At 70.2% G+C, this 16,065-nt stretch carries 13 protein-coding genes; 7 read left to right on the top strand and 6 right to left on the bottom strand.

Annotated elements, in window-relative coordinates; genetic code table 11:
• Positions 1-260 precede the first annotated feature (260 nt).
• The 4 genes from ACWGJ5_RS06700 to ACWGJ5_RS06685 all read left to right on the top strand — a co-directional run bounded on the left by ACWGJ5_RS06700 (position 261) and on the right by ACWGJ5_RS06685 (position 5,144).
• Entirely contained in the window at positions 261-3,485 is a 3,225-nt protein-coding gene (locus ACWGJ5_RS06700; protein WP_453308684.1) for a nitrate- and nitrite sensing domain-containing protein, read from the top strand.
• Between the two features lie 10 nt (positions 3,486-3,495).
• Positions 3,496-3,909, top strand: coding sequence for a roadblock/LC7 domain-containing protein (locus tag ACWGJ5_RS06695; protein ID WP_004983065.1), 414 nt, complete (start codon positions 3,496-3,498; stop codon positions 3,907-3,909).
• 97 nt (positions 3,910-4,006) lie between these two features.
• Positions 4,007-4,582, top strand: a complete 576-nt coding sequence (locus ACWGJ5_RS06690; protein WP_453308683.1) for a DUF742 domain-containing protein — start codon at positions 4,007-4,009, stop codon at positions 4,580-4,582.
• Positions 4,563-5,144, top strand: coding sequence for a GTP-binding protein (locus ACWGJ5_RS06685; protein ID WP_015657622.1), 582 nt, complete (start codon positions 4,563-4,565; stop codon positions 5,142-5,144). The genes ACWGJ5_RS06690 and ACWGJ5_RS06685 overlap by 20 nt, the downstream gene beginning before the upstream one ends.
• 147 nt (positions 5,145-5,291) lie before the next feature.
• Here the strand turns inward: ACWGJ5_RS06685 and ACWGJ5_RS06680 are convergent, their stop codons facing one another.
• From ACWGJ5_RS06680 to ACWGJ5_RS06670, 3 genes are all read right to left on the bottom strand, one after another.
• Positions 5,292-5,486, bottom strand: a complete 195-nt coding sequence (locus ACWGJ5_RS06680) for an acyl-CoA carboxylase subunit epsilon (protein WP_453308682.1) — start codon at positions 5,484-5,486, stop codon at positions 5,292-5,294.
• Positions 5,487-5,543: 57 nt separating this feature from the next.
• Positions 5,544-7,139, bottom strand: coding sequence for an acyl-CoA carboxylase subunit beta (locus tag ACWGJ5_RS06675; protein ID WP_453308681.1), 1,596 nt, complete (start codon positions 7,137-7,139; stop codon positions 5,544-5,546).
• Positions 7,140-7,469: 330 nt separating this feature from the next.
• The gene (locus ACWGJ5_RS06670) at positions 7,470-7,985 is read right to left on the bottom strand and encodes a hypothetical protein (protein WP_453308680.1); all 516 of its coding nucleotides are present in this window, start codon (positions 7,983-7,985) and stop codon (positions 7,470-7,472) included.
• Positions 7,986-8,243: 258 nt separating this feature from the next.
• Between ACWGJ5_RS06670 and ACWGJ5_RS06665 the strand changes: the two genes are divergently transcribed.
• Complete coding sequence (locus tag ACWGJ5_RS06665) at positions 8,244-8,852, top strand: YceI family protein (RefSeq protein ID WP_453308679.1); 609 nt, start codon at positions 8,244-8,246, stop codon at positions 8,850-8,852.
• A gap of 152 nt (positions 8,853-9,004) precedes the next feature.
• Here the strand turns inward: ACWGJ5_RS06665 and ACWGJ5_RS06660 are convergent, their stop codons facing one another.
• The gene (locus ACWGJ5_RS06660) at positions 9,005-9,292 is read right to left on the bottom strand and encodes a hypothetical protein (protein WP_453308678.1); all 288 of its coding nucleotides are present in this window, start codon (positions 9,290-9,292) and stop codon (positions 9,005-9,007) included.
• Positions 9,293-9,302: 10 nt separating this feature from the next.
• Here ACWGJ5_RS06660 and ACWGJ5_RS06655 point away from each other — a divergent pair, with 10 nt between their 5' ends.
• Positions 9,303-9,638, top strand: coding sequence for a MarR family winged helix-turn-helix transcriptional regulator (locus ACWGJ5_RS06655; RefSeq protein WP_453308677.1), 336 nt, complete (start codon positions 9,303-9,305; stop codon positions 9,636-9,638).
• A gap of 3 nt (positions 9,639-9,641) precedes the next feature.
• Here the strand turns inward: ACWGJ5_RS06655 and ACWGJ5_RS06650 are convergent, their stop codons facing one another.
• Positions 9,642-11,018 (bottom strand): hypothetical protein, encoded by a 1,377-nt coding sequence (locus tag ACWGJ5_RS06650; RefSeq protein WP_453308676.1) that lies wholly within the window; start codon positions 11,016-11,018, stop codon positions 9,642-9,644.
• Between the two features lie 48 nt (positions 11,019-11,066).
• A complete protein-coding gene (locus ACWGJ5_RS06645; RefSeq protein WP_453308675.1) occupies positions 11,067-14,081 on the bottom strand; it encodes a glycoside hydrolase family 3 protein in 3,015 nt (1,004 codons plus the stop codon).
• A 108-nt stretch (positions 14,082-14,189) separates the two neighbouring features.
• On the opposite strand from ACWGJ5_RS06645, the gene ACWGJ5_RS06640 reads away from it, so the two are divergent.
• Positions 14,190-16,055 carry a ricin-type beta-trefoil lectin domain protein gene (locus ACWGJ5_RS06640; protein WP_453308674.1) on the top strand — a complete coding sequence of 622 codons (1,866 nt, stop codon included), beginning with the start codon at positions 14,190-14,192 and terminating at the stop codon, positions 16,053-16,055.
• Positions 16,056-16,065: the final 10 nt, after the last annotated feature.

The raw sequence follows: 16,065 nt of genomic DNA, 5'->3' as shown, positions 1-16,065 counted from the left end.
ACCACGCGACGCGGTCGCGCAGTGCCGCTGTGCTCACAATGGCCCCGCCTTTTGCCGGGGCTCGCTCTTTATGACCGTTTTATCTTGGCCTGACAAGAGCGTCACTCAAGGGTTTCCGCTGTTTGGAAGAGCACTGGTCCACGTGCTGGAATGCCTGAACTGCCCAATAGTCAAAGACGTACTCACTAGTCGATGACGAACCGGGCTCTGAGAGACTGCGGCACGACGTAGGTGCCGACCGCCGAGAGGTTGTTGGTCGAGTGAGGCGAAGCAAGAACGGTCCCGAGCCGTCGGCGCGGGGCAACTTCACCCCGCCGCCGCGCGCTGCGGCGCCCACCCCCCTGACCGGTGCGGAGCCGGCGGCAGCTCCCGAGCCGAGCGGCGGCCGGTTCTCCCCGCGCAACTGGCGCGTGCCGACCAGACTGAACGCGATCCTGCTGATACCCGTGGCGGTCGGTCTCGTCATGGGCGGCTTCCAGGTGAAGACCTCGATCGACACCTGGCAGCAGGCCCGCGACGCCGAGAACACCGCCCGCCTGGTGCGCGCCTCGCTGTCGTACGCCAACGCGCTCGAGAACGAGCGCGACATCACCGCGGCCCCGCTGCTGAAGGGCAAGCTGGCGACCGCCCAGGACAAGGCGACCATCACGGCGGCCCGCAACGCCACCGACCAGGCCGCCGACGGCTTCGACCAGGCCGCGCAGAACATGCCGCACGAGTCCGGCCTGGAGCGCCGGCTGAAGCTGTTCCGCGAGGCCGAGCCCTTCCTGCAGACGCTGCGCGCCGGCGCGTACACCTCCAAGTTCACCGGCGTGCAGACCGAGGAGGGCTACGTCAAGGTCGCCCACCCGCTGATGGAGTTCGCCAACGAGCTCGGCCTGGGCACCGGCAACATCACCTCCTACGGCCGTACCGTCTACGCCATGTCGCTCACCAAGGCGGCGCTGTCGCTGGACCGCTCGATCGGCATGCACATGCTGTTCAAGCCGGGTCCCGACGCCCCCAACCTGGCGAGCCAGCGCGTGGCCCTCTCCTCCTACGCCTACCTCGAGGGCATCGCCGTCGAGGAGTACATCGGCGGCGGCACCGAGGCCGACGCGGCGAAGCTGGACACGGCGAAGAAGGACATCCAGGCCCAGGCCGTGACGATGGCCCAGCAGGCCAAGGCCAAGAACCCGAACTACGTCCCGCCGCCGTCCGACCCGAAGTACATGGTCACGGCCCTCGCCACGCTGGACTCCACCAGCACCCTCGCGCGCCAGCAGCTCGCGCTCAGGGGCGTCACGGCCGAGAACTGGTGGGCGGTCAACACCCTCAAGTTCGACGCGTACCGCAAGATCGAGTCGGACATGGCCGACAAGGCGGTGAACGAGGCCTCCGGCATCGCCGACGACGCCAAGAACTCCGCGTTCATCACCGGCGCCGTCGTCGTGATCGCCCTGCTGCTCGCCTTCATCCTGGCCGGTGCCGTCGCCCGCCAGATGAGCCGCTCGATGCGCCAGCTGCGCAACGCCGCCTTCGGCATCGCCGAGCAGCGCCTGCCGATGCTGGTCGACCAGCTCTCCCGCACCGACCCCGGCCGGGTCGACACCCGGGTCGCCCCGATCCCGATCACCACCAAGGACGAGATCGGCGAGGTCGCCCGCGCCTTCGACCAGGTCCACCGCGAAGCGGTCCGGCTCGCCTCCGAGCAGGCCCTGCTGCGGGGCAACATCAACGCGATCTTCACCAACCTCTCGCGCCGCAACCAGTCGCTGATCGAGGGCCAGCTGACCCTGATCACCGACCTGGAGAACAACGAGGCCGACCCGGACCAGCTGGAGAACCTCTTCAAGCTGGACCACCTGGCCACCCGTATGCGCCGCAACGGCGAGAACCTCCTGGTCCTCGCCGGCGAGGAGCCCGGCCGCCGCTGGGACCAGCCGGTCCCGCTGGTCGACGTGCTCCGCGCCGCCTCCTCCGAGGTGGAACAGTACGAGCGCATCGAACTGTCCGGCGTCCCGGAGGCCGAGATCCACGGCCGCGCGGTCACCGACCTCGTGCACCTGCTGGCCGAGTTGCTGGAGAACGCCACCACGTTCTCCTCCCCGCAGACCAAGGTCCGCGTCACCGCGACCCGTCTCCCCGACGGCCGCATCATGATCGAGATCCACGACAAGGGCATCGGCCTGACCGCCGAGGACTTCGCGGACATCAACCACAAGCTGGCCAACCCGCCGACCGTGGACGCCGCGATCTCGCAGCGCATGGGCCTGTTCGTGGTCGGCCGGCTGTCCGACCGGCACGGCATCCGCGTCCAGCTGCGTCCCTCGGGCGAGCAGGCCGGTACGACCTCGCTGGTCATGCTGCCGGACGCGATCACGCACGGCGGTGGCGGCGAGACCCCGCTGGACCGCGAGGAGTTCACCGTCTCGCAGATCATCCCGGAGCAGCACTTCCAGGGTGAGAGCTTCAACCAGGTGCAGCCGATGCGCACCGCCGCCGAGCTCGGCTTCGACGACAGCCGGTACGTGGACGTCCCCGACGACATCCGCGATCTGGACCCCGTCGGCCGCTCCCTGATGCGCGAGGAGCGCCGGGCGGCCCTGGAGGCCCAGACGCACGGCCCGCAGCCCGGGCAGCCTCAGCAGGAGGCGGCGGAAGCCCCCACCGGCTACTCGGGCCCGCTGTTCGACGAACAGCCGTCGTACCAGGAGCGCCCGCAGCCGTCGTACGAGGAGCGGTCCTACCAGGAGCAGCCGCAGCAGACGTACGAGGAGCAGGCCTACGCGGAGCCGCAGCAGACCTCGTTCGAGGAGCAGTCGTACGACAAGCCGTACGACGAGCAGTACTACCCCTCCAACGGCGGCTACCCCGACCCCGCGTACGCGGAGCCGGCCGCGAGCCCGTCGTACCAGGACGACTGGCCGCAGCAGCCCCAGCAGGACAGCTACCAGAACGGCTATCCGGCTCATTACGCTCCGGAAACGGAATCCTCGCAGGCCGCTGACGCAAGTGAGCGGAACCGCGTAGGCTTCGACCGTCCGGGACCGGCCTCTCCCGCCGCCCACGAGCTGACCGACGCCGGGCTGCCCCGCCGCGGATCCGTCGCGAGCGCTTCCAACGGCTCGGGTACCTCAGGTAACGCGGCGCGCGGGCAGCAGGAAGCGTCGGCTCCCGCACCGGGCAACACTCCGGGGACGAACGGCGACAGCGGCTGGCGCTCGCAGAACGACGAGCGGTGGCAGCAGGCGTCGCAGCTCCGGAAGCCCAAGGCAGGCGGGGTCACCGCCTCGGGCCTGCCGCGGCGGGTGCCCAAGGCCAATCTGGTCTCGGGTGCCGCCGAAACCACCCCCCAGGGGGGCCCACAGGTCTCCCGCGCCCCGGAGGACGTCCGGGGCAGGCTGAGCAACCTGCGTCGGGGCGTCCAGCGCGGACGCAGCGCAGGCAGTGAAACGAACGGCCAGGGCTTCGGTCCTGACAGCACCTACAACCAGGAGCGTTAGTGTGAGCCCGATGAGCCAGGCGGCACAGAACCTGAACTGGTTGATCACCAACTTCGTGGACAACACCCCGGGGGTGTCCCACACGGTGGTGGTCTCCGCCGACGGACTCCTTCTGGCGATGTCCGAAGGCTTCCCCCGCGACCGCGCCGACCAGCTCGCGGCCGTCGCCTCCGGTCTGACGTCTCTGACGGCAGGCGCCTCCCGGATCTTCGAGGGGGGCAGCGTGAATCAGACGGTTGTGGAGATGGAGCGGGGATTCCTCTTCATCATGTCCATCTCCGACGGGTCCTCCCTCGCGGTCCTGGCCCACCCGGAAGCGGACATCGGCCTCATCGGGTACGAGATGGCCCTTCTGGTGGACCGCGCGGGCACGGTCCTCACCCCGGATCTCCGTGCGGAGCTCCAGGGAAGCCTTCTCAACTAATTAAGGGACGATGCGTATTCGTGTCCCGTGGCCGTAAGGTTTCGGGACGCGGCTCCACACGGATGGGTGCCCGGCGCAGTCGGAGGAGGAGAAGAGAGTGGCAACACCCCCAGGCGGTTCGAATTCGGGAAACTGGTCGTACGGCCCTGGCCAGGGCCGGGGCGACGGTTCCCAGAACCCGAACCGTTACAACTTCCCCTCCGCACCGAGCCACAGGCAGCCGTACGCACCGCAGGGCCCCGGCCCCTCACCGTACGACCAGCCCCCGGCCCCGCGCATCCAGCCGGTGCAGCCCCAGCGCCGCCCCGAGCCGGCGCCGGCCACGGCATCCAACAACCCCTTGGTGCGTCCGTACGCCATGACCGGCGGCCGGACCCGCCCGCGCTACCAGCTCGCCATCGAGGCACTGGTGCACACCACCGCCGCTCCGCACCAGATGCAGGGTCAACTGCCCGAGCATCAGCGGATCTGCAACCTCTGCCGTGAGATCAAGTCGGTAGCCGAAATCTCCGCGCTCCTGACAATCCCCCTCGGCGTGGCCAGGATCCTCGTCGCCGACTTGGCGGAGGCGGGCCTGGTCGCCATCCATCAGCCCGGCGGCGACGAGAACGCCGGTGGCCAGCCAGACGTGACACTGCTCGAAAGGGTGCTCAGTGGACTTCGCAAGCTCTAGCGGCGGTCCTTCCCGCTCCACCACCTCCGCGAAGATCGTGGTGGCGGGCGGCTTCGGCGTGGGCAAGACCACGTTCGTCGGCGCCGTCTCGGAGATCAACCCGCTGCGCACAGAGGCCGTCATGACGTCCGCTTCGGCCGGCATCGACGACCTCACCCACACCGGGGACAAGACCACCACCACGGTGGCCATGGACTTCGGCCGCATCACCCTCGACCAGGACCTGATCCTCTACCTCTTCGGTACCCCGGGTCAGGACCGGTTCTGGTTCATGTGGGACGACCTGGTGCGCGGTGCGATCGGCGCGGTGGTGCTCGTGGACACCCGGCGCCTCGCCGACTGCTTCCCCGCGGTCGACTACTTCGAGAACAGCGGACTGCCCTTCGTCATCGCCCTCAACGGCTTCGACGGCAACCAGCCGTACAACCCCGACGAGGTCCGAGAGGCTCTCCAGATCGGCCCCGACACCCCGATCATCACGACCGACGCCCGCCACCGCGCGGACGCCAAGAGTGCGCTGATCACGCTGGTCGAGCACGCCCTGATGGCCCGCCTGCGCTAGCAGTTCGTTCGTGAGGAACCCCGCGCCCCTGGAGCGCGGGGTTCTTTGTCTCTGTGCGTACACACCAAGGTGCGCACACACCAAGAAGGGCCCCTCCATGGCGGAGGGGCCCTTCAGGAATTCAGGAACCGGGCGAAGCGGCGCAGCCTAGTGCCAGCTGTGCGGGGCGCGGAAGCCGCCCTCGCGCTCCAGGCGGCGCCAGGCGGCCCTGGCGCGGCCTCGGTGGGTGTGGGCCGTGGGTGCCGGCTGGGCGGCCGCGCGGGCCAGGAGGACGGCCGTGATGGCGGCGACCTCCTCGGCCTCGGCGTGGCCCTTCTCGACGCGGATGTCAGGAGTGCTCATGGGTGTCAGTCTCCGTGAGAGAGAGGTCCGCGGGGTTGCCGCGGCGGGTCCGCCGGGTTACTGCGGGGGGTTGCCGTGCTTGCGGGAGGGCAGGTCGGCGTGCTTGGACTGCAGCATGGCCAGGGACTTGACCAGGACCTCGCGGGTTTCGGCGGGGTCGATGACGTCGTCCACGAGGCCGCGCTCGGCCGCGTAGTACGGGTGCATCAGCTCGGCCTTGTACTCCTTGACCATCTTCTGGCGCATGGCCTCGGGGTCTTCCGCGCCGGCGATCTGGCGGCGGAAGATGACGTTCGCGGCGCCTTCCGCGCCCATCACGGCGATCTCGTTGGTCGGCCAGGCGTAGGTGAGGTCGGCGCCGATCGACTGGGAGTCCATGACGATGTAGGCACCTCCGTACGCCTTGCGCAGGATCAGCGAAATCCTCGGCACGGTCGCGTTGCAGTAGGCGTACAGCAGCTTCGCGCCGTGGCGGATGATTCCGCCGTGCTCCTGGTCGACACCGGGGAGGAACCCCGGCACGTCCAGGAAGGTGACGATCGGGATATTGAAAGCGTCACACATCTGGACAAAGCGCGCAGCTTTTTCACTCGCCTCGATGTCCAGGACGCCGGCGAGGACCTGCGGCTGGTTGGCGATGATGCCGACCACCTGGCCGTCCAGGCGGGCCAGCGCGCAGATGATGTTCCGCGCCCAGCGCTCGTGGACCTCCAGGTACTCGCCGTCGTCGACGATCTCCTCGATGACCTTGGCCATGTCGTACGGCCGGTTGCCGTCGGCCGGGACCAGGTCGAGGAGGACGTCGCTGCGGCGGTCGGCCGGGTCGGAGGAGTCCGCCCGGGGCGGGTTCTCGCGGTTGTTCTGCGGCAGGAGCGACAGCAGGTACCGCACCTCGGCGATGCAGGTCTCCTCGTCGTCGTACGCGAAGTGGCAGACACCGGAGGTCTCGGCGTGGACGTCGGCGCCGCCGAGCCCGTTCTGGGTGATCTCCTCGCCCGTGACCGCCTTGACCACGTCCGGGCCCGTGATGAACATCTGCGAGGTCTCACGGACCATGAACACGAAGTCCGTCAGGGCGGGGCTGTACGCCGCGCCGCCCGCGCACGGGCCCAGCATCACCGAGATCTGCGGGATGACGCCGGACGCCTTGGTGTTGCGCTGGAAGATGCCGCCGTACCCGGCCAGGGCGCTGACGCCCTCCTGGATACGGGCGCCCGCGCCGTCGTTCAGCGAGACCAGCGGGGCACCGGCCGCGATGGCCATGTCCATGATCTTGTGGATCTTGGTGGCGTGGGCCTCGCCCAGCGCGCCGCCGAAGATCCGGAAGTCGTGGGCGTAGACGAAGACCGTACGGCCCTCCACCGTGCCCCAGCCGGTGATGACACCGTCCGTGTACGGCTTCTTCGCCTCCAGGCCGAAGCCCTGCGCGCGGTGCCGGCGCAGCTGCTCGACCTCCTGGAAGGACCCCGGGTCCAGGAGCAGCTCGATCCGCTCCCGCGCCGTCAGCTTGCCCTTGGCGTGCTGCGCCTCGGTCGCCTTCTCGCTGGGGCCCGCCAAGGCCCGGGCACGAATGTCGTGCAGCTCGGCGACCCGTCCGCGCGCGTCCGTCGGCTCGCCGGTCGGCTCACCCGTCGTCTCTTCCAAAACGGTCATGTAGTGACCTTACGAAGGACACCAAGGAAAGCGAGCCGTTGACTCCGTACAGTCTCCGGCCCGTTTTCCTGGTACCAGTGAACAGAACCATGGCCGCGTGCAGCCGTTCCGACTGCTCACAGGGCGTCGGCGTTGTAAGGGGGCCACAAAGACGTCACCGGAGAGCCACCTCACATTCGCGGCCGGCACATGCCATCCCCGGGGTGACACGGGGCCTCGGACGGCGGCTCACCCATGGATCGGCGGCCGGGTCGTAGCCCGTCCCGAGGGCGATGCCGGGCCGGCGGCGGCGCGGGGTGCCCCAAGGGGTCGCCGCCGGCCCGTTCCGGCTCAGCAGCCGCCGCAGTTGTAGTAAAGGGCGTCCCAGTGGGTGCCCTCGTCGGCGTAGATGTTGCCGGAGGCGGACCGCCACTGCGGGTAGCCGTCGCCGCGCAGGCCGATGTAGGTGAAGTTGTTCTTGATGTACGACGTCACGCACGTGTACTTGCTGTAGTCGAGCTTGTAGCCGTTCCAGTGCGAGTAGGTGCCGGAGGCGTGGCCGGTCTCGGTGCCGCCGGTGATGTTGAGGGCGCAGCCGCTGGCCCGCTTCAGGGTCTGGGCACCCTGGGCGGTGGCGAGGTTGAGCTGCTCGAAGGACGTACAGGTGGGGTTGTTCCGGTCGGTGCAGTTGCCCGATGACGACCAGGTGATGCCGACCTGGCGGAACATCGACTCGGCGGTGGCCTGACTGATCTTGGTGACGGCGAACGCGTCGGTGGCGGTGCCGACGACGGCGACACCGGGGGCGACGACGAGAGCGAGCGCGGTCAGGACGGAGCGGAGACGCATGGCTTTCGCGAGCTTCATGGGGACCTCTCCTGCGGTGGGCCGGGCTTCCTGTGGGACGGCTGTGCAGGCGGTGCACGCAGATGGTGCCCGAGTTCTACGCGCGTCCGCCAGAGGTCCGCATCAGGTCACTCTCGGCGACGGTGAAAACACTTTCCGGATGATGTTGAAAACCGAACCGAATGGGTCTACCGTCGGAGATGCGAGTTCGTTTAACGTTCAACTGATTTCGTTCGGCAGATTCGCAGGTTCCGTTCAGACCTCTCCCTGGAGCACGACATGGGCTTCTTCGGCCGCAAGAACAGCACCCCCGAGACCGCCGCCGCGCCGACCGGCACGGGTCCCGACCTGACCGCGCTGACCGGTGACTACACGCTCGACCCGGCGCACACCACGATCGGTTTCGTGGCGCGCCACGCGATGGTCACCAACGTCAAGGGCGCCTTCCAGGACTTCACCGGCACACTCCACTTGGACGGGGCGGACCCCGCCAGGTCCACCGCCACGATCGACGTCCAGATGGCGAGCATCGAGACCGGCAACACCGACCGGGACGGTCACCTGAAGTCGTCGGACTTCTTCAAGATCGACGAGTTCCCGGTCATGACCTTCCGCTCCACCAAGGCGGAGGCCCTGGGCGGCGACGACTACCGCATCACCGGCGACCTCTCCCTCCTCGGCGTGACCAAGTCGATCACCATCGACCTGGAGTTCAACGGCGCCGCGAAGGACCCGTTCGGCAATGAGCGTGTCGGCTTCGAGGGCAAGGCCGAGATCCTGCGCTCGGAGTGGGGCCTCACCTGGAACGCGGCGCTGGAGACCGGCGGGATGCTCGTCTCCGACAAGATCAAGCTGCACTTCGACCTCTCGGCGATCAAGCAGGCCTGAGCCTTCGGCGGCCCGCCGACGACACCGCGAGCGCACCCGCTCCCGGAAACGGGAGGCGGACGCTCGCGTGTCCTGCCGGCATGGCGTTGACTGCGGGAACACGGCATCGACTGGATGCCGTTCGAGGACCCACGATCGGCCGGCCTCCGTCGTCAAAGGGCCTTCTCCGTCTGGCTGGTGGCATGCTGCCGGGCAGCGGTGCGCGCGCCGGTACGGGCGTTGACCGGCAGGAGCCACCACGCCGCCGCGATGCACAGGGCCGCGCCCAGCGCCGTCGCGGCCAGACGGGTCGGGAGCAGTTCCGTCGCGTTCTGGCCGAAGTAGCCGAGGAGCAGGGACAGGGCCGTGGTCATGCCGGCCGCCCAGTAGGCGTAGTTGAGCGGTCGCAGCCACAGGGCGACGGCGCGGCAGGAGCGCGGGGACGGGAGCCTCAGCCCCAACCAGCTCGCCGTGCTCGGATACCTGCACCGGCACGGGCCGTCGACGCCCGGTGAGATCGCGGCGGAGGAGCGGCAGCGGCCGCAGTCGCTCACCCGGGTCTACGCCGAGCTGGAGGCCGAGGGGCGGATCGTGCGGGAGCGGGCGACGGACGACCGGCGCCAGTCCGTGCTGTCGCTCACCGAGTCCGGACGGCGGGCACTGGCGCGGGACATGGCCGAGCGGGACGCCTGGCTGGCCGGGGCACTGAAGTCGCTCGGCGAGACCGAGCGCGGCGTGCTGGCGCCGGCGGCCGGGCTGATGGAGCGGCTGGGATCGGGGTCGCCGGAGGCGGACAGCCGGGGCTGAGACCTAGAAACCCCCGCCGAAGTCCCCGCCGCCGTCGCCCCCTCCCCCGTCGAACCCCCCGCCGTCGCCGAACCCGCCCCCGAAGTCCCCGGCGTCGAAATCGGTACCGGAGACGTCGCCGCCCTGGTGGTCATCGCCGAAGTCGCCGCCGTAGCCGGGGCCGAAGTCGCCGTATCCGGTGCCGTAGTCGGCCGCGTACGAGGGGGTGGCCATCATGCTGCCCAGAAGGGTGCCGACGAGCAGCCCGGGCAGGATGCCGCCGCCGAAGTAACCGCCCGCCCAGGGGCCGTAGGCGGGGCCCGCGTCCCAGTAGGGGCGGCGGCCGTAGTCCGTGTCGACCTCGCGGATGACCGGGTCGCGGCCGTCGGCCAGCCGGGTGGCGTCGGCCGCGCAGACGGGCACCTGGCGCGGGGCGCCGCCGGGCGGGGTCCAGGTGGCGTCGGTCACGGAGGGGCCGTGCCGGGGGTCGAAGAAGCAGGGCGGGCGCCGCTCGGGCAGGGGGCGGCCCTCGCGGCGGGCGGCCAGCCGGGCCAGGGAGAAACGGCCGTCCTCCAGGGCCTCGGTGACCGTGCGCACGTCCTCCGGGCGGCTCGCCTGCGCCATGCGCTGTTTGGCGGTCTCGTAGGCGTCGAGGGCGTGTTCGTAGTCGGCGCGCATCGCGTCGTCGGCGCCGGGCCCGGCCGGCTGGAAGTCGAGGCGGTCCAGCTCCTCGCCGAAGGCGGTGATGTCCTCGTCCACGACCACCCGGAGCCGGTCCAGGGCGGCCCGCTGCTCCTCGGCGCGCCGCCGGCGACTGCGGCGCACCAGTGCGTAGGCGCCCGCACCGCCCGCCACCAGCACCGCGGCCACCGCGATCAGGGCGGCCGTACCGGAGGATCCCCCGCCGGAGCCGCCCCAGCTCGACGGGGCATGGCCGCGCATGGTGGCCAGCGCGCGGTCTGTGAAGTCGTTGAGCTGGGCCTTGGCCGGCTCGCCCTGGACGCTCGTCACCAGGTTCCGCCGGGCCGTCGCCGACATCACGGAGGAATCGGCGCGGGCGTCGAAGCGCTCGCCGAGGCGGATGCCGTACAGGCCGGTGACGCCGGTGGCCGCGCGCAGGTCGGAGAAGAGGTTCCGGGTCGGGTAGCCGGCCGGGAGCACCGCGACGAACAGCGGTTTGTTCGCGTCCTTGATGCGTTTGGCGAGCGCGTCGGCGTCCGCCTTCGGCAGCTGGGCCGAGGCGGCCGGGTCGACGTAGACCGGGCTCTTGCGGAGGGCCTGGGCGATGGCGGAGATGCTCGTGTCCGCGCTCGCCGCGGGCGCGAACAGGGTCGCGACGACCAGGGCGAGGGCGGCCAGCAGCAGGGCTGGGAGGCTTCGGGTCCGCAGGACGGCCTTCATCCTTCGAAGCTACCCGAAGCCTCCCCCAATCGGTCATACCGTCCGGGTCTACGCGGCCCCGTACGCCTCGATCAGCTTCTCCACCGCCTTTCCGTACCGGCCCGTCAGCAGCAGATGGTCGGCGTCGGCGAAGGGTTTCGCCACCGCCGGTGTCATCCGGTCGCCGATCTTCTGCTGGACCAGGAGCCGCGCCGTGGTGACCAGCTCACGGCCGGCCCGGACGTCGCCCCTGCGCTCGGCCGCCGTCGCCGCAGCGCCCAGCGCCTGCAGAGCGGCCGTGCCGCCGCGCGGGACGCCGGTGAGCGTGGTCAGGCCCCAGCCGTAGGGGAACTGCGGGTCGTACGAGGCGTCGCCGACATTGATCGGAAGCTGGGACTCGGACCTCGGCCAGGTGACGGGGAGCTGTCCGGTGAAGGGGCGCTTGCCGTAGAGGACGTCGGCGACGCCCTCGCCCTCGGTGCCGGGCAGCCAGGAGGCAACCAGCGCGTCGATCCCGCCGAGCCGGTCGCCGATGAGCTGCGGGCGGCCGGAGACGATCAGCACCGCGCACTTCATGGCCGCGCACACCTTGTCCACGGCCGCCCGGTCGGCCGCCGACAGCTGCAGCGAGTGCCCGTTGCCGACGTCGCCGACGCCCTCGGCGTACGGGGTCTCGCCGACGACGACCACGCCGACGTCGTAGCCGTCCGTCGGGGCCGAGGCGTCCTTGGAGTAGGTGACGTCTCCCCCGGCGTCTCGCATCCCCTGGAGGATGGTCGTGCCCCGGGTGTGGGTGCCGGACGCGCCCTGCCAGGTGAGGGTCCAGCCGCCGGTCTGGTTGCCGAGGTCGTCGGCGTTGGACCCGGCGACGTACACCTTCTCGCTCTTCTTCAGCGGCAGCAGCCCGCCGCTGTTCTTCAGCAGCACCTGCGACTCGGCGGCGGCCCGGCGGGCGACCGCCCGGTGGGCCGGGGAGCCGATGGCGGCGGCGCCGGACGTGTCGGCGTACGGGTGCTCGAACAGCCCCAGCCTGAACTTCTGGGTGAGGATGCGGGAGACGGCGTCGTCGATCCGCTTCTCGCTGATCCGGCCCGCCTTCACCTCGTCGGCGAGCGTGCCGCTGAAGTCCTTGTAGCCGTACGGCACCATCATCATGTCGACGCCCGCGTTCACCGCCGTACGGACGTGGGTGGCGTAGTCGCCGGGGAGCTGGTCGATTGCGTTCCAGTCGCTGATGACGAAGCCGCCGAAGCCCATCCGGCCCTTGAGCACACCGTTGATCATGTCGCCTCGGGCGTGCATCTTCACCGCGCCCCGGCCGTCCCCGACGATGTCGAGGGAGGAGTACGACGGCATGACCGTGCCGATGCCCCGGTCCACGGCGGTCTGGTACGGCGCCAGGTGGATGTCCTCAAGCTGCTGCCGCGTGACCGTCGTGACGCCCTGGTCGATGGTGTAGGTACCGGTGGTGGAGGAGCCGTACGCGGTGCCGCCGTCGCCGACGAAGTGCTTGGCGGTGGCGAGCACCTTGTCGTTCCGGCTCAGGTCCCGTCCGTCGGCCCGGCCCTGGAGACCCTGGATGACGGTCTCCATGGACTGCACGAGGGCGGGGTCCTCGCCGAAGGACTCGTAGGAGCGGCCCCAGCGTTCGTCGCGGCTCACGCACAGGCAGGGCGCGAAGTCCCAGGGGATGCCGGTGGCCCGGACCTCGGCGGCCGTCACCGCCCCCGTCCTCTCGGCCAGTCGGGGATCCCGGCTCGCGCCGATGCCGATGTTGTGCGGCATGATCGTGGCGCCGGCCAGGTTGTTGTGGCCGTGGACCGCGTCGACACCGTAGACCATCGGGATCTGGAACCGCGTCGCCCGGGCGCGGAGCTGGAAGCCGTCGACCATCCTCGCCCAGGCCTCGGGGGTGTTGGGCGTGGGCGTGGAGCCGCCGCCGGACAGCAGCGAGCCGAGGGCGTACGTGGCGATGTCGCCCCCGGCCCCGACGGCCCCGCGCTCGGCCTGGGTCATCTGCCCGGCCTTCTCCTGGAGGGACATGCGGGACAGCAGGTCCGCGACGCGCTTCTGCACGGGCAACCTGCTGTTCAGGTACGGCAGTCCGTGGGCGTCGATGACGACCTGCGGGGTCTCGGCGGGCGCCTTGGCCCCGGTGACCGTGAGCTTGAGCGGGATGGTCCTGGCGGGTGCTGCACCCTTGGTCTTCCGGGTGGGCACCTCGATGGTCCGCGTCGTACCCGAGGCGGTACCGGCCGGGAAGGTGAGGGTGCCTTCGGTCGGGGTGTAGTCCCGGCCGGCGGTGGCGGTGCCGCCCTCCGTGGCGTACGTGACCGTCACCGGGTCGTCGACGGGCCGGTCCCCGGTCGTGGCCAGGGTGACCTTGACCTCGGCGGTGCCGCCTGCCTCGACCGGGTAGACGGCCGCGTCGGTGCTGACGGAGGCGCGCAGCGACTGGTCGGCCTTCCCGTACAGCTCGACGTCGTCCATGGCGAAGTCGCCCTTGGTGCCGGCCGGGAGCGTGACCGCGTAGCCCCACATCCGGGTGAGGCCGAGGACGTGGTCGATGCCGCCGACCGGCTGGTAGTCGGTGCGGTAGGCGAAGTCGGTGAAGGGGATCTCGATCTGCTTCCAGCCGGTGAAGTCGTCGGTGAAGGAGGTCGTCCACAGTTCGGAGGCCTCGCCGTTCGCGCCGCCGTCCTTGATCTCGAAGGCGATCTTCCGCCCGTTGTCCCGGCCCTCCCACCAGAAGCGGATGCCCTGGTGGGCGGACCAGTCGTGGGCGGGCCGGTCGGCGGCGAAGTCGTGGGTGAAGCCGCCGTAGCCGCTGATGTCGTAGGTGCCGGTGAGCACCTTGGCGCCCTCGGGGGCGTCGGCGCGGTCGGTGAGGTGCAGGGCGGGCGGGTCGTCGGCGTCGCTTCCCCAGGTGAAGATGCCGTCGGCGGGCTGCGAGGCGAAGGGGACCTCGCCCTCGAAGCGGTCGACGGGGACCGGCACGGGGTCGTCGGCGGCGTGCGCCGCGGCGGACAGGGGCAACAGGGCGGCGAGCAGGGCCCCGGAGACGAGCAGGGCGGTTCTCGGCATAGACCTTCCCTCGGCTCTCATGGTTCACTCATGGCTTAGATCACGCCGTGAGTTAACTAACGGCACCCCAACCCGTCAAGAGTGCACGTCAGTTGAAGGGCGACGCACATGAGGAGAACCCCCCGCACGGTCCGGCTGCTGCTGGCCGGGCTGCTCTCCGCCGCCGGTCTGACCGCCGCCGCAACCCCCGCGCACGCGGCCGGCGAGCAGGTCACGGCCTGGCTCACCACCACCGACGACTCCGCCGGCCGGCATGTCGTGCGCGGCCTGCAGCCGCAGACGCCGTTCGCCTTCCAGTCCGGCACGGGCGGCGGCGGCACGAACATCACCGTGGACGAGAACACCCGCTACCAGGCCTTCACCGGCGGCGGCGCGTCCTTCACGGACACCGCGGCCTGGCTGATGAACAGCAGCGGCGCACTGTCCCAGGCGACCCGGGACGCGACCATGCGCAAGCTGTTCTCGCCGACGGACGGCATCGGGCTGTCGTTCCTGCGCAACCCGATGGGCGCCTCCGACCTCGCACGGTACGGCTACACGTACGACGACGTGCCGTCCGGCCAGACGGATGCCTCCCTGGCGAAGTTCTCGATCGCGCACGACCTCGCGGACGTCGCGCCGCTCACCCGGCAGGCGCTCCAGCTGAATCCGTCGCTGACGGTGATGGCCTCGCCGTGGACCGCCCCGGCCTGGATGAAGGACAGCGGCTCGCTCAACGGCGGCTGGCTGAAGGCCGAGGACTACGGGGCGTACGCCGGCTACTTCGTGAAGTACCTCCAGGCGTACAGGGACCAGGGGATCAACGTCTCGTACGTCACCCCGCAGAACGAGCCGACCTGCTGTTCCGGCTACCCGTCGATGAGCTGGAACGCCTCCGGCATCCAGTACTTCCTCAAGAACGACCTGCTGCCGCAGCTGCAGTCGGCGGGGCTGAGCACCAAGGTGCTGGCCCACGACTGGAACTGGGACACCTACGACTCCTACGCCGCCCAGTCCGTGGACGACCCGGCGATCCGCAACCACCCCAACTTCGGCGGGATCGCCTGGCACGGCTACGGCGGTGACGTCACCAAGCAGACCACCGTGCACGACCAGTACCCCTCGCTGGACGCCTTCGGCACCGAGCACTCCGGCGGCACCTGGATCGCCGACCAGCAGCACGAGGACATGTCCAACATCATCGACTACACCCGCAACTGGGCGAAGTCGGTGACCAAGTGGTCGCTGGCCGTGGACCAGAACGGCGGTCCCCACAACGGCGGTTGCGGCACCTGCACCGGGCTGGTCACCGTGCACGACGGGGACGGTGCGAGCGGGACGGTGGACTACACCGTCGAGTACTACGACATGGGCCACCTGACCAAGTTCGTCCGGCCGGGCGCCCAGCGGATCGCCTCCACGGCGTCCACCACCGTGCCGAACGTGGCCTGGCGCAACCCCGACGGCAGCAAGGCGCTGATCGCGTACAACGGCTCCTCCTCGGCGCAGAGCGTCACGATCAACTGGGGCTCCCAGCACGCCACTTACTCGCTGCCCAGCAGGACCTCGGCCACCTTCACCTGGTCCGGCACCCAGTCCGGCGGCGGCGCACGGACCGGCTCGTTCGTCGGCCTGGCCGGCAAGTGCCTGGACGTGGCGGGCGGTTCGAGCGCCAACGGCACGGCCGTACAGCTCTACGACTGCAACGGCACCGCCGCCCAGCAGTGGACGGTGGCGGCCGACGGGTCGATCCAGGCGCTCGGCAAGTGCCTGGACGTGTCGTCGGGTTCGACCGCCGACGGCGCCAAGGTGCAGGTGTACGACTGCAACGGGACCGGCGCCCAGCAGTGGTCGTACAACTCCTCGACCGGTGACGTGGTGAACCTGGCGGCCGACAAGTGCCTCGACGTGACGGACAACTCCTCCGCGAACGGGGCGCGGGCACAGATCTGGTCGTGCACGGGGGCCGCCAACCAGAAGTGGCACCTGCAGTAGCGCACCCCAC

The organism is Streptomyces sp. NPDC054783, from assembly GCF_053611725.1.
Note: the sequence above shows the minus strand (reverse complement) of the source record. Positions and strands in the feature narration are given on the sequence as shown.

Excerpts from the sequence above, each read along its gene's own strand:
- ACWGJ5_RS06695 (WP_004983065.1), top strand. The coding sequence starts at position 3,496 with ATGAGCCAGGCGGCACAGAACCTGAACTGGTTGATCACCAACTTCGTG.
- ACWGJ5_RS06680 (WP_453308682.1), bottom strand. The coding sequence starts at position 5,486 with ATGAGCACTCCTGACATCCGCGTCGAGAAGGGCCACGCCGAGGCCGAG.
- ACWGJ5_RS06675 (WP_453308681.1), bottom strand. The coding sequence starts at position 7,139 with ATGACCGTTTTGGAAGAGACGACGGGTGAGCCGACCGGCGAGCCGACG.
- ACWGJ5_RS06670 (WP_453308680.1), bottom strand. The coding sequence starts at position 7,985 with ATGAAGCTCGCGAAAGCCATGCGTCTCCGCTCCGTCCTGACCGCGCTC.
- ACWGJ5_RS06665 (WP_453308679.1), top strand. The coding sequence starts at position 8,244 with ATGGGCTTCTTCGGCCGCAAGAACAGCACCCCCGAGACCGCCGCCGCG.
- ACWGJ5_RS06650 (WP_453308676.1), bottom strand. The coding sequence starts at position 11,018 with ATGAAGGCCGTCCTGCGGACCCGAAGCCTCCCAGCCCTGCTGCTGGCC.
- ACWGJ5_RS06645 (WP_453308675.1), bottom strand. The coding sequence starts at position 14,081 with ATGCCGAGAACCGCCCTGCTCGTCTCCGGGGCCCTGCTCGCCGCCCTG.
- ACWGJ5_RS06640 (WP_453308674.1), top strand. The coding sequence starts at position 14,190 with ATGAGGAGAACCCCCCGCACGGTCCGGCTGCTGCTGGCCGGGCTGCTC.